Source organism: Enorma timonensis (assembly GCF_000321165.1).
In the GTDB taxonomy this organism is placed as follows: domain Bacteria; phylum Actinomycetota; class Coriobacteriia; order Coriobacteriales; family Coriobacteriaceae; genus Enorma.
Map to the genome: position 1 here is coordinate 48,527 of NZ_CAPF01000097.1, position 19,954 is coordinate 68,480.

Below are 19,954 nucleotides of genomic sequence, written 5' to 3' on the forward strand. Positions count from 1 at the left end.
CTTGATTGGACTCGAAGGGTGACCGGAGGGTTTCGTGGGTGACTTTATCTCGTTCGTGAAGCAACACTGGAAGGCGTACCTCGTGGGTGCGATTATCGCGCTTACCATCGGTTTCGCTGCAGCGTACTTCGTGTATTCCGTCGGTACGACCGACGATGCCGCCTCAGCGGCCGTCCGGGTGCTCTAAGCCGGTTTCCCAGAGCGGTAACCCTGCTTCGCGCCGCGTGTTCGCCGGAGTGCTTGCAACGAATACGACCAGGGTGCGCGTGGCACTGTGGCCGTTCGCCTCCGAACAGGTGACGAGCGTGAGCACGCGCTCCGTTTGCGCGACGCGCTTCTCCCAGTCCGCGGTTCGCGCGTCTGCCTGCGCTGCGATGTCTTTGAGCCAGGAGCGCAGGCCATCGGTGTCGGTGAAACCGAAGCGCTGAATGGGCGCGAAGGATGCGGGGACGCAGAGCGCGCAGAGTGGGCGGAATGCCGTAACTGCGCCATCCGCCGATTCCCAGCGCGCCTCGCCGAGCGCATCGAAGCGCTGCTGGTGATAGCAGTCGGCGAGGGGTGTGAATACCTCGTCCGTCCAGCCGATGCGATGTCCGTACACCAGGATGTGCCTGCCGGTTTCGGTGCAGCGTTCGTCGAGGTAGGGGCAACCGAGTACGCTTCGATTGCCCCAAAGGTCGTGTGAGAGGTAGAAGTCGGCGGGCATGCCGTCGGAGACAGCGGCAACGGGGAGGTCGATCGGGGTTCCCTCGACGGTGAGCCATGCGGCGTATGCTGCGGCGGGCTGCCCAGTTCCTGGCATCTCGGATGGTTTCTCCTCATGCATGGCGGCGAGCCCGTCGTATCGATGCGCGCTCAACGCGCGACTCGCCTCGAGCGCACCCGTCGTCCCCAGGCAGATGAGGCCGACGAGCAGCGCGCCGCCCCGGACGAGGGCGGACGCCCATGCGCCCGCCCTGTTCCGCCGCCTCATCACCGCCGCCGCAGGGTGCGCCAAGCCGCGAGGAGCATGAGGGCGAAGGCGCCGGTCGTGAGCGTCGGCGTGGCGATGGCGGCGCCGGTCTGCGCGAGCTGTTCGATGCGCGATCGGGCTTCCTGCATCACCTCGTCCTCATCGTGGTCCTCGAGGCCGGTGGTCTCCCCGGTGTTCCCACCGTTTCTGAAGAGGTCGAGGCGGACACCGTTATGGAGCGGCGTGCCGTCCACGTACTCATCCGTCACCTGCATGTGGAGAACGAGCGGGGAGTAGCTGCCGGCATCCTCGGTGCCATCCTCAGCGGGATGCAGGGGGATGTCGTCGCAATCGTCATGCACGTCCTTCAGGTCGTCGCGGCCCCAGTCGTCGAGTCGGCTCGTGAAGCCCGCCTCGACGCGCCCGTATTCAAGCCGTACTCCGACGACGCGCTCCCCGTCGGCGAGGTCGAGGTCGGATACCGCGAGCTCGGTCGCCGTCGTTGCATCCACATCGCTCGCCCAGAGGCGCCAACCCGTATAGTCGACCGCGCGCCCGTCGCCTCCCAGCATCTCGGCGGTGCTTTCATCGGTGAGCCAGGGGTTGATATGTCCGTCCGACAGCGTGGCATTGGCGCTGGTAGCAGGCTCGGACGCCTCGTCTTGGGTGTCACTGCTGTCTGTATCTCCCGCGACCGTACGGTACCAGACGTTGAGCTTGCCGTCATAGTCGCCGACCACTTGCGGCGTGACGATTGCGACGAGGTTCGCGCGTCCATCCGCGGCCGCGGTGATCTCGTCCGTCACGGTGAATTCGTCAACCCATGTCGTGGATGTCGAGCGGACGTCGATGGAATACATATACGACCCGTCATCGGAGACGCTCACGGCGGCGCGGTTCGCCCCATCGCCATCGGGCTCGATTCCCTCGACGATGGGATCGGCGACCTCCTGGCGCTTGTCCACCTCACCGGAGACCTCGATGGGCTCGTCGTACATGGTCACGGTCTGGATCTCGCCGGTTGCAGCTACGGTGAACTCGACGGCGGTTGCCTGCTCGTAATCGTGCGGGGTCATCTCCTCGACGAGCGTGTAGTCGCCGGGCGCGAGTGCGTCAATGCGATGCGGTGTTTCACGGGAAACCCAGCTGTCGATGATGGTTCCCTCGCTGTCGAGCAGCGTGAGCGTAGCGCCCGGCACCTCGGATTCATCGGTGATGTCGCGCTTCGAGAGCTCTACCTTCGTGTAATCGTCCTCGACGGCGATCGAATAACTCGGCATCCCCTCGGTCATGCCATTCCCGTCGATGGTGAAATACCGGGTCGTGCGGTCGACGAAGTAGCCGTCCGGCGCCGCCGTCTCGGCGATGCGGTACGAGCCCGCGGTGAGGTGCGTGATGCGCAGCATTCCATCGGTATCGGTGACGAGCGAGATGGGCTCGCTGTCGGGGGTGAGTAGGTGATCTACCAGAGAGAATACCCCCTGTTCAAAGATGCTGTAAGAGCAGGAATCCGGCACCGTGACAACGGTTCCCACGCGCTCGCCGTCGATGAGGAGCGCATAGTATCCCACATCGAGATCGCGCGCGGTGAAGGCCTGCGCCGATTCATCGTAAGCAAGCGAAACGGGTTCCGCGGTCTCCGAGGCAGACTCGTCCTCCTCGCTTCCGGTTTCGAGCGCGAGTGCGACGGCATGCTCGGCATCCGTGCGGATGGCGACGGCGGCGCGGCCGTCTTCCGGGTCGATGCGCAGCTCGTCATCGGCACTCCAGAGCTCGAACGTTGCTCCGGCGAGCGGCTCGTCCGTTCCCATGATGCGCTTGTCGAGCAACGTCTCGGTGGGCGTGTTCTCCACGGTCACATCCGTGTATACAAGATTCGTTTCAGCATCCTCGAACGAGAGCGTGAATTCATGCGGCTCGGAGTCGAGCACATGCCCGGCGGGCGACACCGTCTCGACGAACGCATAGGTGGCCGACCCAGTGCCGAGCCAGAGCTCCGGGGTCTCGGCGCAGCCCTCCTCGTCCGTCACGACATGTGCGACGACCTCGCCGTCCACGGCATGCACGGTGCCATCGGGGCTCACGATGTCGCCGACCGCGAGCACATCGAACTCGGCTCCTTCGAGCGAGCAGGAGCCATCATGGTCGCCGCTTTCGCCGACGCAGGCTTTCTCGATCCGCGCGATGCCCATGGCCTGCGCGTCCGCCACCTCGACGACCGCCTGGGGAGTAGCCGTTTGGTGGTCGGCGGATACCGTGAAGGACACATTATCTGCGAGCAGGTAGGGTGCGACGGTGGCAACCTCGTGCACCGCGTACGTGCCAGGAGCGAGGCGCTCGGGGAGCGTGACGGTTCCATCGTCGCCCGTGGTGAAGGTATCGATTGTCTCCTCGTTCGGATACCAGGTGGTCATGCTCACGGGCGAACCGGCTTCATCGAGGATCTGGAACGAGAAGTCAGCAAGCGGCACGCGTTGACCGGTTGCGGCGTCGAGCTTGACGATCTGCAGGCGCGTGGAGAGGCCCTCGTCCGTCATGCTGTAGCGCAGCTGCGCGCCCGCCGCCATCTGCTCGGGCGTGATCTGCCACGAGTCGACCACGTCGAAGCCCTCTGGTATGGTTTCGGGATCCTCGCGCACCGTGTAGCCAGCCGCGTCGTAGGGTATTGCCCCGCCCACGCCCTCCGGTCGCGTGCCCGCACCGAACCAGAGTGTCGCGTCATCGCGGGTGCTCGCGAAGCCATCGGCATCGGTCGTGAGCGTCCCCACAACCTCGCCCGTGGTGTTCGACACGACCTCGAAGCGGACGCCGACGGCAGGCTCAGCGTGACCGTCCGTTTCGTCCCAAGGATCGTCAGTGCCCTTCGTCTTGGCGATCTCTATATCGAAGGCAATGACATCCTCGGGATACGTGTCCGTGAGGGTGATTACGCCGCCATCAATGTTCGGGTTGTTCGCGCTTGCGTAGTACTCGTGCACGGTGGTGTCGAGCATGTAGCCCTCCGGCGTCGCCGTCTCGACGACGCTCAGAGCGCCGAGCGGGATGCCGGTGAAGGAGATGCGTCCGTCCTCGTCCGATGTCGCGATGTGGACATTCCCGTTCGCATCCGTGAGCTTGTATTCTGCCCCTTCCAAGGTCGCGCCCGCCTGCGCCGGGCCGCCTGTGGCTGAGTCCTGTTTCTGCACGGCGAGGCCCACGCTGGCAGGGGTGTCGGGAAGGTCGACCTGCGCACTCGCCGTGCCGCGGTCGACGGTGAAGGTTACCGGCTCAGGACTGACCGTGAACCCCTTCGGGGCAGCCGTTTCCTGCGCGTAATAGCTTCCGTAGGGGAGGGCGCAGGATGCGTGACCGTCGTCGTCCGTCGTGATCGTGGTCACATGCTCGCCCGTCTGCGCGTTGTAGATCGCGTACGTCGCGCCGCCATAGGCGTATTCGGCATTACCACTGGTCATGGACGCATCGGCCGAGGTCTTGGTGAACTGGACGTCGATGGCTTTGTTCGCCGTGACGAGACCCTGGCGGAACACCCCGTCCACGAGCCGCTCGTCCGGCGCCCAGTAGACCGCGCAGCCTGCCTCGAGGCCGCCCGCGCCCGCCTGCTTGTAGGCAAGCGCATCCTGGTACAGCTGCCACGCGGCGGCCTTCGTCTCCGCGTCATAGATGAGCTCGTAGCGCCCTTCGGCATACTGGTTGCCGTGGAAATAGGTGCCGGTACTCGTGGTGATCCCCAGCACGTCCGACCGCTGCTCACCGATCGCGAGCCATACGGCGGCAGTGGTCGCGACCTGCGACTTGAGCGCGTCGAGGCCGTAGATCGAGGTGACCACCTCGCCGTCGTAACCGTGGTACATGACGTAATCGAGCTCAGGGATGCCAAGCGATCCGTAGCGGGTGAAGGTGGCCCCCGCCTGCGATATACGCAGGTAGCCCTGGGCGCAATAGGCGATATTACCGGTGCCCGTGTTCACCGCGATGCGGCTTCCGTGCTCGAACGCGAGGTCGGCCGGTATGGGCTCCACCGAGGTGATGGTCATCCTGTTTGGCTCCGCCGTGTACGCTGCGGTAGGTGCGAGCAGGCCGAACGGTATGAGCGCGGCTACCAGGAGCAGGAGCCAGGCCGCCGGTGGGATCCGGCGGCGGAGGGAGGACACCATGCGTCTGCGCGAGCGCTTCTGCTGGGGCGCAGCTGTATCGCGTCGGGTGTTTCGTGATGGTTGCCGTGTCGTTCGATGCGTGTTGCGTTTCGCGCCAAACATGGTTGCCTCCCTCGCGTCGCCGGGAGCCGAGCATAGCGCGCGCTTCTGACATCTATCTGGCATGAACCTTGCAGGAATCTGGCAGGGTTCTGGCAGCTGGCTGGCATGTGCGCCGTCGCACCAGATGGCGAGACTCCATGCGTGCCCTGTTCAGGGAACCAGTGGTTCTTTTGCCTCGTCGAACTCCACAAACATCCCACGGAGCCATTGAGTCATTGGGGACGGGTTCAATTGACTCAATGAGACAAACGAACCCGACCCCAATGACTCACGACCCCAATGACTCACCGAGTCAATTGAACCCGTCCCCAATGACTCAAAGTCGTTTGAAAAAAGTGGTTGACGCGCCGACATGGCCGGGTTATTATCTCCTAGTGCGATGGACCTGTAGCTCAGTTGGTTAGAGCGTCCGGCTGATAACCGGGAGGTCACAAGTTCGAATCTTGTCAGGTCCACCATCTCTTTCGCAATAAACACCCCAGCGAGAGCCGAGTCGCCGCTGGGGTGTTTATTCCTAAAAGGGGGTATAGCTCAGCTGGGAGAGCGCGGGCTTTGCAAGCCTGAGGCCAGGGGTTCGAACCCCCTTACCTCCACCAGAACCGACAGCCTCGCAGGTGCGGGGCTTTTTCATCTCAGGAAAACATATCTCGTCACGAATCTCCGACGAAGCGCAAAGCAAGAGCCGTGCCGGGTTTTCACTCGTTGTCCTCGCCGTATGCGGCATGACCCCGACCGAACAACGGTCCCCCTGTTTGTCCACGCTTGTTATTGCAGATAGAATTGATGAAGGCAGGACGCCGAAATAAGGTTCGAGGTCGAAAGAGTCGACATGGCAAGCAGACAGTTATGCGCTCCTGGTGCTATCTTGCGCGATGAGGAGACGGAGGCGGAAGGCACGTCATCTCGGGAAACCGGGGCGGTGGCTCGAGAAAACGAAACGCCTGCCGCGCTATATGTTCAGCTTGCCGATATCATCAGAGAAAAAATCTATTCACGCGAATGGGCGGTGAAAAGCAAGATCCCCTCAGAGCATGAGCTCATGGCCCAGTTTCACCTGGCGCGGGGAACCGTGCGCCGTGCCATCAGTGCTCTCGTGGACGAGGGTTTGCTGGTTCGGGAGCATGGCCGTGGTACCTTTGTGGCCGAACCGGGACTTTCGCATGCGGTGGAATCACGCCCGTTCTCATTTGCCGAAGCCCTCCACAAGCAAGGAAGGGATTTCAAGACCGCAGTTGTAGACGCATGGGTGACGCCCGCGCCCATCGACGTTGCAACCGAGCTCGATGTTCCCGAGCACAGTGATGTCATGTTCCTTCGCCGGTTGCGTTATGTCGACGGCGTTCCCATCATGTGCCAAGAAAGCTGGCTGAGCCTCGACGAGTGTCCCGGGCTGTGCGATGTTGATTTCGAAGGAGAATCGCTGTTCAACGCGGTCGAGCGATGCGCAGGTCGCAAGATCAAGTATTCAAGAATGCGCTATTCTGCGCGCATTGCCGGCAAGGATCACGGAGAGTTGCTCGATTGTGAGGAAGGGGCGGCGATCTTGCTGCTCGAACAGACCATCAGCCTCGCCGACTATCGTCCCATCGAGTGGAGCACCACATGGTTTCGCCCGGGGCAGTCGATTGTGAATGACGCCGTCCAGCCCGATTAACGGAGACAACCTACCGCTTGCGGAGAAACGCGAATCGTGTCTTGAAAACTTGTCTATAAAACTATATACATGTGAAGTAACTTGTATATAGATTAGTGTACAAGTTAATCAAGCAAGGTGTGGTCTAAACCAGAGCGGAAAGGATGTCGATTATGGATAAGGTCAAGTTGAGGAAACCGTTTTTTGTGGTAAATCCCAAGTCGTACCTGTATGGCGAGGACATCTATGCCCTCGCCCGCAAAGCGGATGAGCTTGCTGAGCGCTATGACGTCGACTGCTTGTTCACGGCGCAGCTCGTCGACCTTCCGCACATCATCGAAACGTGCCCGCACCTTGTTCCCTGCGCGCAGATGATGGAGAGCCTGAAGCCGGGTCGCGGCATGGGCCACGTGCTTCCCGAGGCGCTGGCCGCCGCCGGCGTCAAGGCGACCTTCCTGAACCATGCCGAGAACCCGTGCACGGTTCACGAGCTTGCTGCAACGATTTCTCGCGCCAACGAGGTCGGCATCCTTACCGTCGTGTGCGCCGACTCCGTGGAAGAGGGCGCCATGATCGCCTCGCTCAAGCCGGACGTCATGGTGTGCGAGCTCACGAGCCTTATCGGCACCGGCCAGGTTGCCGGTGAGGACTACATGCGCGGTTCCACCGAGGCCGTCAAGGCGGTTTCTCCCGAGACCCTTGTGCTCCAGGCAGCTGGCATCTCAAGTGGTCAGAACGTGTACGACGCTATCAAATATGGCGCGGATGGAACGGGCGGCACGTCCGGTATCGTTGCTGCACCCGATCCCTTCGCCATGCTTGACGAGATGTTCGCCGCGCTCGACCAGGCGCGCACCGATTTTTGCAAGGAGGCGTAAGCCATGACGGTATACAAAGACCTCATCAAGATGGAGACGCTCGCCGGTAAGCCCACGTATGTGGACATCACGGATGGCGTGCGCGACGCGGTGAAGGCGTCTGGCGTGCAGGAAGGCATCGTCGTCGTCATCTCGTGCCATACGACATGCGCGGTGTTCTCGGAAGAGTACGACCACGATCACACGCCGGACGGAGACACCTTCCTTCAGGCGGATCTTTCGGACGGCTTGAATAAGATCTTCCCGGAGCAGCACGACTGGAGCACGTATCGGTATCCTGGCGTACAGCATTTCGAGGAAGTTGAGAGCTGGCCGAATCCCGAGTCATGGCTCCCGAACCTTGATCGGCGCATGCTGTGGAACGGCGATGCGCACCTGCGCTCCACGCTCGTGGGTAGCAACCAGACATTTGAGGTGGAGGCTGGCGAGCTTCAGATGAACGGCCTCGCGAGCATCTACTTCGTTGACTTCGACCGCACGCGCGAGCGCACGCGCAAGGTGAAAGTCATCGTTGTCGGCGAATAGGAGAAAGCCGGGGTATGGCATCGCGCCGTACCCCGGCTACCTCGCGTGGCGTCGCGTTGTCTTACCGCACTACTGAGTGAGGGATGCGTTGACCTGCTCGATGTCTTGCAGGGTTAGTTCGCCAGCGCGTCGCGTGTCTGGGTCGCGATCGAAAAGGCCGCGGCCTAGGCAAAGGGCATCGGCTCCTGCTTGCGCAAGCGGCAGGAAGCGCTCGGAACTGCAATTGCCGTCGATAACGATGCGGTAGGTAAGATTAAGCTCTTTGCGCAGCTCACATGCGCGGCGGATGCGATCGTACGTGGAGGGGATGAAGGCTTGGCCTCCAAATCCCGGATCGACAGACATAAGCAGCAGGTGGTCGATTATTTCCGCATAGGGGAGAATGGTTTCAATCGGCTGCGTGGGGTTGAGGAAGATGCCGACGCGCGCCCCTGCGGTATGGATGCGCTCGGCGAAACGGTTGAAGCTCCTACCTACCACGTCAGCGGGCATGGTGATGATGCTCGCGCCCGAGTCGAGGCAGAGCTGCACCAGCTCATCATCGATGTTATCAACGTAAAGATGTGCATCTATGGGTACGGTGGTCGCGGAGTGCATGGCGCGGATGAACTGCGGAGTAAGACACATGTTCTTCACATAGTGCCAATCGATGATATCTACGTGGAAGAAGTCTGCAACCGGTTCGAGTGCGCGGATCTCGGCGCCAACTTCAAGAAGGTTTGCGCTCATAAACGAGGGTGCGATGGCAAGGCTCATGTCTACTCCAACCATTGTTCGGACGGACGACCTTCGTCATATAATAAACTTGTACACTAAATAGTGTATAAGTTTTCACGTACGATGAGGGAAAGAGAAAGGACGGTGCGGCCATGAAGGGGCGCAATCGGCGACAGGAAACCCCCGAAGAGCGCGAGCAGCGTCGCCAGAGCTTCGCGAAGGGGAGCTTTTATCTCGTAACGGCCATCGTCGTGATCTTTGTTCTTGCCTATTATGTTCCCGATGTGCTTGGCATCGACCTTGCGGGTCTCGCGCGCGGGGAACACGTGGTAGCGATTCTTCGAATCGGACTCGGCGTCGTGTTCCTTGGTGTGCTCGTCGCTTCAATTGTTCGGGCAGTGCGCATGTTCACACTCGAGGGTGAAGATTGGAAGCGCGGCTTGCGCAACGCGGCTGCCACGCATCTGTTCAGTCGAGATTTCATTTCCATTCTGTTCCTGCTGTTTGGCGGTATCGCGCTTATCGCTTGGGGCGTGGTTGACCTCATGTAGCGCGAGGCGCGGTGAAGCAAGGCGGTGACAGACGGGTCGAAGGCGGTGGATGATGCCTGGGACGCTGAACAAGAGTGACTCGGAACCCCTGTATAACCAGGTGGCGAACTACATCCGCGAGCAAATTTACGCACAGGAATGGGGTGCGACGGAGCGCATTCCCTCTGAACATGAACTCATGACGCTGCTTGGGGTGAGCCGCGGTACGGTGCAGAAGGGCGTCCGCTTGTTGGTGAGCGAAGGCCTGCTGGTTCAACGTCGGGGCAAGGGAACGTTCGTAAGGAAGCCCGTTGTTCAACATCCCATGGGCAACCGGCTACTCTCGTTCGCAGAGTCCCTGCGCATGCAAGGGCTTGAATTTGAGACCACTGTGCTTACCTCAGAGGTCATAACAGCGGATGCAGCGAGTGCGGAGCATTTGGGGATTAAGCCGGGTAGCCCGGTGTATCACCTGCGTCGAGTTCGTACGGTCGGGGGCGAGCCCGTGGTGCTCATCGAAAGCAAGCTCAACCTGTCTGCCTGTCCCGGCTTGGACAAGCTCGACTACTCGCGGCGAACACTGTTCTCCGGTATCGAACTCACCTCGCACAAAAAGATATCGTGGGGTGAGGAGCGCTATGGCGCCCGCGTTGCCGGAGCGACAAGAGCGAAGATCATGCATTGTGACGCAAGCGACCCCCTGCTCAACATAGATCAGGTGATCTATTTGGAGGATGGCATAGCGGTGGAATGGGGAAACATGTGGCTTCCTGCGAACAGCTACGTGACCTCGTCTGTTACCCAGCGCGGCGATGGCGCGGGCGAGTGGGAAGACCACCGCCCGGACACGGTTTCCAAGGGGGCTGGTTGACCATAGTTGACCACTCCGGATGAGCTGCCATGGCGTGCCGTTCGCCCGGAAAGCTACCCCGTTTGCGGTAAATCTTCACAAATGTGAGGAACCTTCCTTATAGTAAAAACAACTTGTATAGAAATTTATGGACAACTAGATACAGGAACGTTCGGTTGATAGAGGGATGGGAGAAGCAGTAAGCATGATAGGCATCGTGGTGATAGCGCACGGCACGCTTGCGGGCGGCCTTAAGAGCGCTGTGAGTTTGCTTGCCGGTGAACCCGAAGCGTTTTCCACTGTCGAGCTTCATCCAGGGGATGCCCCCGAGGAGTTCAAGGCGCGCGTCGAGGACGCTGTTCAGGCAGTCGATTCCGGCGATGGTGTGCTCGTGCTCGTGGACATCTTCGGGGGTACGCCGTCCAACACGATCTCTCAGCTGATTGCGCGCGGCGACCGTAACATTCAGGCAATCGCCGGCGCAAACCTTCCGATGGTGATTCAGGCGACGTTTATGCGCGAGCAAATGCCGCTGTCCGACCTTGCAGGACAGGTCATGCAGGCAGGGCAAGAGGCACTGATGGACATCGGGGCCATCCTTGCCCAGGCAGCTGAACGTGATGACGAGGAAGAGTTTTAAGCCATAAGGAAAGGAGAATCGTAATGGATACGAAGGGCATGCAGAATATCGTACTCACCCGCGTCGATGACCGTCTGGTTCATGGCCAGGTCATGACGTCGTGGGTCAAGGCTACCGGCGCGAACAAGATCATGGTGGTCGATGACGGGGTGGCTCAGGACGAGCTCATGAAGACGGTGCTCAAGGGCGTTGTTCCCAGCCAGGTCAAGCTCGGAATCTTCTCGGTGGCCAAGGCCGTCGACCGCATGGTGAAGGGCTTCAAGGATACCGACAAGGTCATCATGCTCGTCAAGACCCCCGAGACGGTGTGGCGCATGCAGCAGGCGGGCGTCGAGTTCAAGACGCTCAACATCGGTGGCATGGGCATCCGTTCGGATCGCACAACCCTGTACCAGAACATCGCGGCTTCCGAGAGCGAGCGCGAGGCGATCAAGTCGCTCGTCGATGCGGGATGCGCCGTCACGATCCAGATCACTGCGGATGACGCAAAGGTCGACGTTTCCAAGCATCTCTAAGGTTGTCGGTTAAGGGGTGTGGAGAAGCCCCTTAGTGAGAAGGAGGGGGTAATCGATGGAGATTACGCTTCTACAGTCCATCTTGGTGGGCGTGGTGTATTACCTCGGTTTCGTGGGTACGCCATGGTTCCTGCTGCTGGGCAGCATCTCGATCATCCAGAAGCCGCTTGTGGCAGGCGTGCTGGTGGGCATCATCCTGGGCGACCCTGTTGAGGGCGCCATCATGGGTGCCGCCGTGCAGATGCCGTTCATCGCGTACGTGTTTGCTGGCGGCGCGCAGAACAACGACCCCGGTCTTGCTGGTACGCTGGGTGTGGCTCTCGGCATCGCTGCTGGTCTCGACCCCAGCGCCGCTGTCGCCATTTCGGTGCCCATCGCGCTCATCGGCACCATCGTCAACGTGGTGCGCATGACCCTCAACACCACGTTCGTGCACATGATTGACCGCGCCGCCGCCGAGGGGAACATGAAGAAGGCTGTGTTCCTGCACATCGTTCCCCCGCAGATTCTTCAGTTCATCCTCTGCGTGACGCCGGTTGCCCTCGGTTGCTACTACGGTGTCGATGCCGTGACGAACATCATCAACATCCTGCAGGGCCGTCCGCTCTACACGCTCCAGGTTATCGGCGGCATCCTGCCTGCGCTTGGTATCGCTATGAACCTGCGCACCCTCGATCGTCCCGGTACGCTTATCTGGTTCGTGTTCGGCTTCATCCTGAGCGCGTACCTCGGCCTGGGAACCATGCCCGTCGCTATCATCGGCTTCGTCATCGCTTGGTTCTACGTGCTGCTCGAGTCCCGCGTCGACAAGGTTGAGGAGAGCCCCCAGGTCGCTGTAGCAGCGATATCCACATCGGCTTCGACCTCCACGGTCGCTTCCGACGACTCCGATGACGATTTCGAGTAAGAGGGGTGATTTGAATGAGCGAAGAGATCAAGAGCAACGCGACTGAGCGCCGGTCGCTAAATAAGAAGGACGCCCAGTTCGCCTGGCTTAAGTGGATTGCGCTTTCTAACTGCAACTACAACTATGAGCGCCTTATGGCTTCCGCTCTGCTGGCGTCGTTCTCCCATGTTCCCGAGAAGCTTTATCCCGGCGATGAGAAGAAGCGCATCGAGTTCATGCAGCGCCAGATGGAGTTCTACAACACCGAGCCGCACTTCGGCTGCATCATCAACGGCCTCGTGCTCTCCATGGAAGAGGAGATGGCGAACAACCCGAGCGTGACGCCTGAGGGCATCACCGCCGTCAAGACCGGCCTCATGGGCCCCTTCGCCGGCATCGGCGACACCGTGTGGCAGGCTACCATCACGCCGATCCTGCTCGCCATCTGCATGCCCCTGGCATCGTCGGGCAACCCCTTCGGCGCGCTGCTGTACGCTGTGCTGATGTATGCCATCATGGTGCCCATCAGCTACTTCATGTTCTTCACCGGCTACAACAAGGGCAAGGAGGGCGTTGAGAGCATGATGGCGAGCGGCCAGATGAAGCGCCTCATCGCCACTGCCTCCACCATGGGCGCTATCGTGCTGGGAGCGCTTGCCTTCCAGTTCGTGACCGTCACGTCCTACTGCCAGATCCCGCTGGGCGAGGGTAGCCTCGATGTTCAGGCCACGCTTGACTCCATCATGATCGGCATCGTGCCGCTCGGCATCACCATCCTTACGTGGTGGCTCATGAAAAAGAAGAACGTCAACCCCAACATCGTGCTGCTCATCCTTGTGGTGCTCGGCGTCGTGCTTGGTGCGACCGGACTCTTCGGCGGCGCCGCCGCATAGCGCGGAGCTCCAATAGCGGAAAGAACATTCGGGGCGCGGCTTCGTCGGGGTTCCGGCGGAGTCGCGCCTTCCAAACGAGGAGGATTGTATGCTGGTAAACCTTCGTGACATCTGCGCTATCGCAGAGCAGAACAACATGGCGGTCGGCGCCTTCAACGCGCCGAGCCTCGAGGCGGTTCGCGCCGTTATCGACGCTGCGGAGGAGACCGGCTATCCGGTCATCTTGCAGCACGCCGAGGTGCATGAGAACATCGTGCCACTCGATGTGATGGGGCCGACCATGGTCGCGCTTGCCGAGCGCTCCTCGGCGCAGATTTGCGTGCACCTCGACCATGGCGAGAATCTCTCGTACCTGCACCGCGCGCTCGAGTACGGCTTCACCGGCGTGATGTTCGACGGCTCAACCCTGCCTTACGAGGACAACGTGTATTACTCCGCCCGTGCCGCCGAGATGTGCTCTGGCTATGATTGTGGCCTCGAGTGCGAGCTCGGGTCCATGGGCGCCCGCGAGGGCGATGTCCTTACCGAGGATGGCGCCGAGGCGCAGGCCGGCGGAAGCGGCGCTGTGTACACGGATCCCGATCAGGCAAGTGATTTCGTCTCGGAAACCGGCCTCGACATCCTCGCCTGCTCGTTCGGAACCGTGCACGGCCTCTATCGTGGCAAGCCGCACCTCTCGTTCGATGTGCTCAAGGCCATTCGCGATCGCGTCCGCATCCCCCTCGTGATGCATGGCGGCTCCGGCGTTTCCGATGAGGACTACCGCCAGGCCATAGATGCCGGCATTCGCAAGATCAACTACTACACATATGGCGCGAAGTACGCTGGCGAGGCCGCCTGCGAGGTTGCCGACGCAGTGCGCGCCAATGGCGCGGGCTCGCCCGTGTACTGGCACGACCTCACGAGCGCGGCATACGATCGCCTGGTCAAGGACTTTATCGATGTCATGAAGGTGTTCGCCAACGGCGCGAAGCCGGTTGCCTAGGAAATCTTCAGCGCGCCGCCCACCAACATCTCCCATCAGGCGGCTCTTGTACAATGAGGGGGCTTTGCGGGCGGTGCCCGTGGAGCCTCCTCGTTTCTGTTTGCATCCGATACGGATTGGGTTGTGGTCAACGACATGGAAGGCGCGTGCATCGACCTGTTCAAGCCCGAGCTCGTGTTTTTCGACCTCGAGGCCGCGGATCGGCATGACCTCTTTCGGCAACTCGGTGCGGCACTTGCCTCGCAGGGGTACATCGAGGACACGTGGTACGAGGCGATCGTCGAGCGCGAGCGGAACTTTCCCACCGGGCTCCAGTTCGAGGCCGTCGCCGTGGCACTGCCGCACGTCGACCCTGTCCACCTCAAGAAACCGTACATCGCGGTGATTCGCCCGCGCATGCCCATCGTGTTCGAGGGCATGGCGGGCATCGGCGGCGACGTCCCGGCCGAGCTCATCGTGAACCTCGGGCTCACCGGCCACGCCGAGGGGCAGGTCGCCGTGCTCCAGGCACTCATGAACGTTTTCCTCGACGGCGCCGCGGTGGCAGACATCATGGCGCAGACGACGCCCGAGGGCGTGGCGGCCGCGATGCGCAGGTACTGCGGGTAGGGGCTCGCGTAGGATTTGGCGCACGAAGCCCTGGCACGTAGCAACGTCGCTACCTCGGCAGCCCTTCAGCTGCTTGCTCATCCTGTTAGAATTTGCTCATCTTGTTAGAATTTGCTCACCTTGTTAGAATCTGCTCATCTTGTTAGAATTTGCTCAACTTGTTAGAACTTCATAGCGCGGATGGCGGCGATTACGATGGCGCAACAACGCGGCAACCCTTTCAAGCCGACAGCAGGCATGAATCCGCCGGAACTCATCGGCCGCGATGAGATTCTCAACGACTTCCGTGACGCGCTTGAGAACGGCCCAGGTGCACCCGATAGGCTCATGCGCATCTCGGGCGTTCGCGGTGTCGGAAAAACCGTGCTGCTTAATGCGCTCGGCGACATCGCGCGAGAATACGGGTTCCAGGTTGTCGATGTGGCGGCGAACAAAGGGTTTTGTGACCGCATCCTCAAGGCGCTCACGCGGCGCCCCGCGTTGAACGCGCTGTCTGTTGCGCCGTCCATCATGGGTGTTGGGCTCGGCTCCATCGAGCTATCGAAACATGAGGCAGACTTGGGCGAGGCCATGCTCACGGCCTCCCAAAAAGGCGGTCTGCTCATCACACTCGACGAGATTCAAGATGCCCCGATCGATGAGCTGCGGGGGCTCGGCAATGAGATCCAGCTGCTTATTCGCCAAGAGGCAAATGTTGCCTTTGCGTTCGCAGGTCTCCCTACCGCCGTCGACGATGCGATCGGCGCGGATACCCTAACGTTTTTGCAGCGTGCCAAGCACGTCGAGCTTTCCAAGCTGCCAGATTTCGCCGTCGGCGAGTCGATTGAAGACACGATGCGCCGCACGGGAAAGGCGATCGATGGAAGCGTTGCGGCGCTGCTCACCGACGCTGCCGCAGGCTATCCGTTCATGGTTCAGCTGGTCGGCTATTACACCTGGCAGGCGAGCGAGCGCCGGGGCGGCGAGAGCGTGACGGCCGAGGATGCGCGAACGGGTATCGAGCGGGCGCGTGCCAACTTCGACTCGATGGTCATCGCCCCCATCCTGCGCCGACTGCCGCAGCGGCAGGTGGAATACCTCCTCGCCATGGCACAATGTGACGATGACCCAATATCGACGGGCGAGGTTTCGCGGCGCATGGGGCTTTCTACCAAAGATACCAGTTCGTATCGGAAGCGGCTCATCGACGCGGCGATCATCGAGAGGGTTGGCTACGGAACGGTCGACTTCGCCGTTCCCTACATGCGTGAATACCTGCTCGCCCACGCCGACGATTTCGCCTGATACCCCGCAGCCCTTGCTGTGAAATCGCCCTGCCGGCTGTGGCGGGTCTTCTCGCAGCCGCTCGTCTAGGTCTTTTTACGCAGTCGCGCGCTTGCGCTCGTCTGCCACGATGCGTCGCAGCTCTTCGGATCGGCTGACGCCGTTCTGCTTTGCCTTATGGTCCACATACTCCATGAGGGAGACGGGGAAGCGCACGGTGTAGGGGCGCACTTCCTCATCGGCAATGGACGGCCTGCCGCGCCGGGGCTTGCCGAACGTTCCGGCGTCCCATGCGTCGTGCTCATAAGCCGCACCACGCTTATCGGCTTCGGCTTCGGTCATGCCGATTTTTGCCAAAAGCTCCCTATCGTCCATTGCTACCTCCTTAGACCTAGCTCTTTAAGCGCTTTGGTTGTTGGCGGTGTAAACGCGTGCCAAATGACCCAATCGCCGTCTGCGGTGCGCCGTCCGATCATCTCGATGGCTCGACCCGTTCCGTCGAAGCCGACAGCCATGTACTCGAACGGGCGGGAATCCTCTCTTGGCGCATAGGCGACAGCATGCTCCCATGCCTCGCGCACGCTCTCCTCATCGATTTCCGGATGTCTTGCGTGTATGCGTTCGAGGACATAGATCATGGCGCTCCTTTCTAAGAATATCGTATTACAAAAATAGTAAATGAGAAATAGTTGGGCATGAAAATACGAACTCGAGATGTATTCCCGGCACGCGACCCGCGCATCTCGTCATGGGCGGCTTCAACGCCTTCTCGCAGCCGCCCACCTCGCGCTGAGCGCATAGTATATACTGGGCGCTGCACACCCACCGCATATCGAAAGGCGTTTCATGCGCAGCACCCCGACCGTTCCCGAACACGTCCGCGCCACCCCGCACGCCGCCCCCGCGCGCCCCGAGCTTCACCCCACGATGCTCCGGCGCTTCCTGGCGTACTACAAGCCGGAGCGCGGCCTGCTCATCGCGGACACGGTCTGCGCGCTCGTCATCGCCGGCATCGACCTCGCCTTTCCCAGCATCCTGCGCGCGCTCACGGGCGGCCTGTTCATGGAGGGTCGCAGCGCCATCCTCGGCGCGCTGGGCTACATCGCCCTCGGCCTCATCGTGATGTACCTCGTGCGCATGGGCTGCCGCTACTTCGTCTCCGCGCAGGGCCACATCATGGGCGCGCGCATGGAGTCGCGCATGCGCCAGGACCTTTTCGACCAGTACGAGCGCTTCTGCTTCACGTACTTCGACCGCGTGAACTCCGGCGACATGATGAGCCGCGTGGTGAACGACCTCTTCGACATCTGCGAGGCCGCCCACCACGTGCCGGAATGGATCATCATCTGCGGCGTCGAGATCATCGGCGCGTTCATCATCCTCGCGACCATCTCGCCCGTGCTCACGGGCGTCATGGCGGTGGTGACGGCGGTGTTCGTCGTCATCATGGTGCGGCAGAACCTCCGCATGCGCGAGGTCTTCGCCGACAACCGTCGCAAGATCTCCGAGGTCAACTCCCAGCTGCAGGATTCGCTCGCGGGCATGCGCGTGGTGAAGTCGTTCGCCAACGAGGGAACGGAGCGCGCGAAGTTCCGCCGCTCGAACGCCCGCTACCTCGATTCCAAGGTCGCGCAGTACCACGCCATGGGCGCGTACCAGGCCACGAGCGCCCTCATGACCGGCGCGCTCTTCACGGTGATCGTCGTGGTGGGCGGCCTGCTCGTGGCGCAGGGGAGCATGACGGCCGTCGACATGGCGACGTTCGCGCTCTACATCAGCCTGTTCACCACGCCCATCGAGACGCTCGTCAACTCCACGGAGAACATCCAGAAGGCCATCGCCGGCTTCAAGCGCATGGACGAGGTCATGCTCACCATGCCCGACATCGAGGACGCCCCCGACGCGCGGCCGCTTAAGGTCACCGACGGCGCCATCGAGTACCGCGACGTGTGCTTCAGCTACGAGGACGAGGAGCTGGGAAGCGACCGCGCCGGCCGGCCGGTCATCGACCACCTGAACCTCTCCATTCGCCCGGGCGAGACCATTGCGCTCGTGGGGCCGTCGGGCGGCGGCAAGACCACGACGTGCTCGCTGCTGCCGCGTTTCTACGACGTGACGAGCGGCGCCATCACCATCGACGGCCAGGACGTGCGCTCCGTGACGCAGGAGAGCCTGCGCCAGGCGATCGGCCTCGTGCAGCAGGACGTGTACCTCTTCGACGGTACGATCGGCGAGAACATCGCCTACGGCCGCCCGGACGCCACCCCGGAGGAGATCGTCGAGGCGGCGCGCCGCGCGAACATCCACGCGTTCATCGAGAGCCTGCCCGACGGCTACGACACCGTGGTGGGCGAGCGCGGCAGCCGCCTTTCCGGTGGGCAGAAGCAGCGCGTGGCCATCGCGCGCGTGTTCCTGAAGGATCCGGCGATCCTCATCCTCGACGAGGCCACCTCGGCGCTCGACAACGAGAGCGAGGAGGCGGTGCAGGAATCGCTCGAGCGCCTCGCGCGCGACCGCACGACGATCATCATCGCTCACCGCCTCTCGACCATCAAGAACGCCGACGAGATCGCGACGGTCGAGCGTGGTCGTGTTGTGGAGCGCGGCACGCATGAGGAGCTTCTCGAGCGCGACGGCACCTACGCTCGCTACTATCGAATGCAGTTCGAGGGTGCTCGCGCGGGGTCGTCGCTTCGCGGGGCTGCCGGTTCTGAGGAGCTGGGCGCGTAGGCGCTCGCATGCCGGCAAGGGTTCGACGGGAACGCGATGGCAAAGGGATCTAATCTGACACCGGAAGAGGCCGAGGAGCTGTTCTCGCGCGTCGATGCTGCCGGCGTCGTGGAGCCCGCACGCGCGGGGAAGGGCTCAAAGCGCCTTCGCCGGCGCGCCGCCGAGCAGAAGCACGCCATCGACCCGCTCTCCGATGAGGACCCGTCCGGCTCGAAGGCCTCCGTCTCCATCTCGCGCATGGGCATCGCGTTCATCGTGGGCACGATCCTGCTCATCGTGGGCATGCAGATCGGCTACGGCGTGATGCGCCGCCTGAACACGGCGAACCTTTCCGACACCGTGACGACCGAGACCGTCTCGCGCGCGCTCGAGGGCGGCGTCGAGTGGGGCAACGGCTTCACGCAGTTCCCGGCGCGGTTCACCGTGGACGAGGCCGACGAGCGCGCCGGCATCGTGGAGGTGAGCGTCGTCTCCACCGAGGCGGAAAACGAGCTCGAGCTGTTCTCGAACAGCCAGATCGAGGCGGCGGCGCTCGCGACGAACGCCCTGCTCAACGACAACATCAACCGCGTGGTCTACAACGTCTCCGCGTTCGTGGACGACGAGGGCAACATCGTGCCCGGGGACGGCAGCGCGTCGGAGAGCCCGCGGCTCATCTTTACCTTTATCTGGACGAAGAACAAGTCCGAGGCATCGAGCAACATCGACTGGGAGCTCAAGATCGTGGGAATGGACGAAGAGGTCGCCGGGCGCCTGCAGTCCCAGGTGAACTCCGTCTCGTCGCTCATCGAGACGCCAAGCGTGGACGACACGGACATCGAGGCGCACGAGCAGGAGCTGCAGGATGGCCAGGCGCGCAAGGGCGAGGAGATCTACCTGGGCGATGACGGCGGGGCCGCGCTCAATGCCGCGCGTGAGCAGGTGCAGGGGGACGACGCGGCGTAAGTGGTCGCGGCGAGCGTACGGAGGTGCGTGCACGGCGGCACGAAACGCGCCAAATGAACGGTTTCCGGGCTTTCCGAGAGCTGCCCGATCCCAAAGCGCGCGAAACGAGCGGTTTATGGGCACCCCCTCAAGTAGCAAGGGGTCACG

20 protein-coding genes and 2 tRNA genes are annotated in these 19,954 nt (G+C 61.8%); 17 read left to right on the top strand and 5 right to left on the bottom strand.

All coding sequences use genetic code 11. The features are described from left to right. The first annotated feature begins 34 nt into the window (after positions 1 to 34). Positions 35 to 187, top strand: coding sequence for a hypothetical protein (locus BN423_RS11725; protein ID WP_019240129.1), 153 nt, complete (start codon positions 35 to 37; stop codon positions 185 to 187). Here BN423_RS11725 and BN423_RS10105 read toward each other — a convergent pair. Then, complete coding sequence (locus BN423_RS10105) at positions 164 to 973, bottom strand: class B sortase (protein ID WP_019240130.1); 810 nt, start codon at positions 971 to 973, stop codon at positions 164 to 166. The two genes, BN423_RS11725 and BN423_RS10105, sit on opposite strands and share 24 nt — an antisense overlap. Then, positions 973 to 4,986 (bottom strand): MSCRAMM family protein, encoded by a 4,014-nt coding sequence (locus BN423_RS10110; protein ID WP_019240131.1) that lies wholly within the window; start codon positions 4,984 to 4,986, stop codon positions 973 to 975. Before BN423_RS10110 ends, BN423_RS10105 begins: the two co-directional genes overlap by 1 nt. A 603-nt stretch (positions 4,987 to 5,589) precedes the next feature. Between BN423_RS10110 and BN423_RS10115 the strand changes: the two genes are divergently transcribed. The 5 genes from BN423_RS10115 to BN423_RS10135 all read left to right on the top strand — a co-directional run bounded on the left by BN423_RS10115 (position 5,590) and on the right by BN423_RS10135 (position 8,244). After that, positions 5,590 to 5,666, top strand: a tRNA-Ile gene (locus BN423_RS10115). A gap of 62 nt (positions 5,667 to 5,728) precedes the next feature. Continuing rightward, a tRNA-Ala gene (locus tag BN423_RS10120) sits at positions 5,729 to 5,804 on the top strand. A gap of 233 nt (positions 5,805 to 6,037) precedes the next feature. After that, positions 6,038 to 6,862 (top strand): GntR family transcriptional regulator, encoded by an 825-nt coding sequence (locus BN423_RS10125; protein WP_019240132.1) that lies wholly within the window; start codon positions 6,038 to 6,040, stop codon positions 6,860 to 6,862. 152 nt (positions 6,863 to 7,014) lie between these two features. Beyond that, positions 7,015 to 7,719, top strand: a complete 705-nt coding sequence (locus BN423_RS10130) for a triose-phosphate isomerase (RefSeq protein ID WP_019247011.1) — start codon at positions 7,015 to 7,017, stop codon at positions 7,717 to 7,719. Positions 7,720 to 7,722: 3 nt separating this feature from the next. After that, positions 7,723 to 8,244, top strand: a complete 522-nt coding sequence (locus BN423_RS10135) for a YjbQ family protein (RefSeq protein ID WP_019240134.1) — start codon at positions 7,723 to 7,725, stop codon at positions 8,242 to 8,244. Between the two features lie 69 nt (positions 8,245 to 8,313). Here the strand turns inward: BN423_RS10135 and BN423_RS10140 are convergent, their stop codons facing one another. After that, entirely contained in the window at positions 8,314 to 9,000 is a 687-nt protein-coding gene (locus tag BN423_RS10140; RefSeq protein ID WP_019240135.1) for a beta/alpha barrel domain-containing protein, read from the bottom strand. Positions 9,001 to 9,113: 113 nt separating this feature from the next. Here BN423_RS10140 and BN423_RS10145 point away from each other — a divergent pair, with 113 nt between their 5' ends. The 9 genes from BN423_RS10145 (at position 9,114) to BN423_RS10185 (ending at position 16,153) form a co-directional block, all read left to right on the top strand. Next, a complete protein-coding gene (locus BN423_RS10145; RefSeq protein ID WP_019240136.1) occupies positions 9,114 to 9,512 on the top strand; it encodes a hypothetical protein in 399 nt (132 codons plus the stop codon). A gap of 49 nt (positions 9,513 to 9,561) precedes the next feature. Continuing rightward, on the top strand, positions 9,562 to 10,362 hold the full coding sequence (locus tag BN423_RS10150; RefSeq protein ID WP_019240137.1) for a GntR family transcriptional regulator: 801 nt from the start codon (positions 9,562 to 9,564) through the stop codon (positions 10,360 to 10,362). 184 nt (positions 10,363 to 10,546) lie between these two features. After that, positions 10,547 to 10,981, top strand: a complete 435-nt coding sequence (locus BN423_RS10155) for a PTS sugar transporter subunit IIA (protein WP_019240138.1) — start codon at positions 10,547 to 10,549, stop codon at positions 10,979 to 10,981. Positions 10,982 to 11,004: 23 nt separating this feature from the next. Continuing rightward, a complete protein-coding gene (locus tag BN423_RS10160) occupies positions 11,005 to 11,496 on the top strand; it encodes a PTS sugar transporter subunit IIB (protein ID WP_019240139.1) in 492 nt (163 codons plus the stop codon). Between the two features lie 55 nt (positions 11,497 to 11,551). Beyond that, the gene (locus BN423_RS10165; protein ID WP_019240140.1) at positions 11,552 to 12,403 is read left to right on the top strand and encodes a PTS mannose/fructose/sorbose/N-acetylgalactosamine transporter subunit IIC; all 852 of its coding nucleotides are present in this window, start codon (positions 11,552 to 11,554) and stop codon (positions 12,401 to 12,403) included. 14 nt (positions 12,404 to 12,417) lie between these two features. Further along, a complete protein-coding gene (locus BN423_RS10170) occupies positions 12,418 to 13,275 on the top strand; it encodes a PTS system mannose/fructose/sorbose family transporter subunit IID (protein ID WP_019240141.1) in 858 nt (285 codons plus the stop codon). Positions 13,276 to 13,363: 88 nt separating this feature from the next. Beyond that, positions 13,364 to 14,260: a class II fructose-bisphosphate aldolase gene (locus BN423_RS10175; protein ID WP_019240142.1), complete on the top strand. Its 897-nt coding sequence runs from the start codon at positions 13,364 to 13,366 to the stop codon at positions 14,258 to 14,260. A 123-nt stretch (positions 14,261 to 14,383) separates the two neighbouring features. Beyond that, a complete protein-coding gene (locus BN423_RS10180) occupies positions 14,384 to 14,869 on the top strand; it encodes a PTS sugar transporter subunit IIA (protein ID WP_019240143.1) in 486 nt (161 codons plus the stop codon). 195 nt (positions 14,870 to 15,064) lie between these two features. Beyond that, the gene (locus BN423_RS10185) at positions 15,065 to 16,153 is read left to right on the top strand and encodes an AAA family ATPase (RefSeq protein ID WP_232385574.1); all 1,089 of its coding nucleotides are present in this window, start codon (positions 15,065 to 15,067) and stop codon (positions 16,151 to 16,153) included. Positions 16,154 to 16,228: 75 nt separating this feature from the next. On the opposite strand, the gene BN423_RS10190 is transcribed toward BN423_RS10185, so the two are convergent. Next, positions 16,229 to 16,507 carry a ribbon-helix-helix protein, CopG family gene (locus BN423_RS10190; RefSeq protein WP_019240145.1) on the bottom strand — a complete coding sequence of 93 codons (279 nt, stop codon included), beginning with the start codon at positions 16,505 to 16,507 and terminating at the stop codon, positions 16,229 to 16,231. Between the two features lie 2 nt (positions 16,508 to 16,509). Beyond that, a complete protein-coding gene (locus BN423_RS10195) occupies positions 16,510 to 16,770 on the bottom strand; it encodes a hypothetical protein (RefSeq protein WP_019240146.1) in 261 nt (86 codons plus the stop codon). Between the two features lie 289 nt (positions 16,771 to 17,059). Between BN423_RS10195 and BN423_RS10200 the strand changes: the two genes are divergently transcribed. Then, positions 17,060 to 18,862, top strand: coding sequence for an ABC transporter ATP-binding protein (locus BN423_RS10200; RefSeq protein ID WP_187367772.1), 1,803 nt, complete (start codon positions 17,060 to 17,062; stop codon positions 18,860 to 18,862). A 36-nt stretch (positions 18,863 to 18,898) separates the two neighbouring features. After that, positions 18,899 to 19,807, top strand: coding sequence for a hypothetical protein (locus BN423_RS10205; protein WP_019240148.1), 909 nt, complete (start codon positions 18,899 to 18,901; stop codon positions 19,805 to 19,807). The last annotated feature ends 147 nt before the right edge of the window (positions 19,808 to 19,954 follow it).

Coding starts and splice junctions, on each gene's coding strand:
- BN423_RS10185 (WP_232385574.1), top strand. CDS start 15,065: ATGGCGCAACAACGCGGCAACCCTTTCAAGCCGACAGCAGGCATGAAT.
- BN423_RS10140 (WP_019240135.1), bottom strand. CDS start 9,000: ATGAGCCTTGCCATCGCACCCTCGTTTATGAGCGCAAACCTTCTTGAA.
- BN423_RS10150 (WP_019240137.1), top strand. CDS start 9,562: ATGATGCCTGGGACGCTGAACAAGAGTGACTCGGAACCCCTGTATAAC.
- BN423_RS10110 (WP_019240131.1), bottom strand. CDS start 4,986: ATGACCATCACCTCGGTGGAGCCCATACCGGCCGACCTCGCGTTCGAG.
- BN423_RS10135 (WP_019240134.1), top strand. CDS start 7,723: ATGACGGTATACAAAGACCTCATCAAGATGGAGACGCTCGCCGGTAAG.
- BN423_RS10170 (WP_019240141.1), top strand. CDS start 12,418: ATGAGCGAAGAGATCAAGAGCAACGCGACTGAGCGCCGGTCGCTAAAT.
- BN423_RS10105 (WP_019240130.1), bottom strand. CDS start 973: ATGAGGCGGCGGAACAGGGCGGGCGCATGGGCGTCCGCCCTCGTCCGG.
- BN423_RS10165 (WP_019240140.1), top strand. CDS start 11,552: ATGGAGATTACGCTTCTACAGTCCATCTTGGTGGGCGTGGTGTATTAC.
- BN423_RS10175 (WP_019240142.1), top strand. CDS start 13,364: ATGCTGGTAAACCTTCGTGACATCTGCGCTATCGCAGAGCAGAACAAC.
- BN423_RS10145 (WP_019240136.1), top strand. CDS start 9,114: ATGAAGGGGCGCAATCGGCGACAGGAAACCCCCGAAGAGCGCGAGCAG.
- BN423_RS10155 (WP_019240138.1), top strand. CDS start 10,547: ATGATAGGCATCGTGGTGATAGCGCACGGCACGCTTGCGGGCGGCCTT.
- BN423_RS10190 (WP_019240145.1), bottom strand. CDS start 16,507: ATGGACGATAGGGAGCTTTTGGCAAAAATCGGCATGACCGAAGCCGAA.
- BN423_RS10160 (WP_019240139.1), top strand. CDS start 11,005: ATGGATACGAAGGGCATGCAGAATATCGTACTCACCCGCGTCGATGAC.
- BN423_RS10125 (WP_019240132.1), top strand. CDS start 6,038: ATGGCAAGCAGACAGTTATGCGCTCCTGGTGCTATCTTGCGCGATGAG.
- BN423_RS10130 (WP_019247011.1), top strand. CDS start 7,015: ATGGATAAGGTCAAGTTGAGGAAACCGTTTTTTGTGGTAAATCCCAAG.
- BN423_RS10200 (WP_187367772.1), top strand. CDS start 17,060: ATGCTCCGGCGCTTCCTGGCGTACTACAAGCCGGAGCGCGGCCTGCTC.
- BN423_RS10195 (WP_019240146.1), bottom strand. CDS start 16,770: ATGATCTATGTCCTCGAACGCATACACGCAAGACATCCGGAAATCGAT.
- BN423_RS10205 (WP_019240148.1), top strand. CDS start 18,899: ATGGCAAAGGGATCTAATCTGACACCGGAAGAGGCCGAGGAGCTGTTC.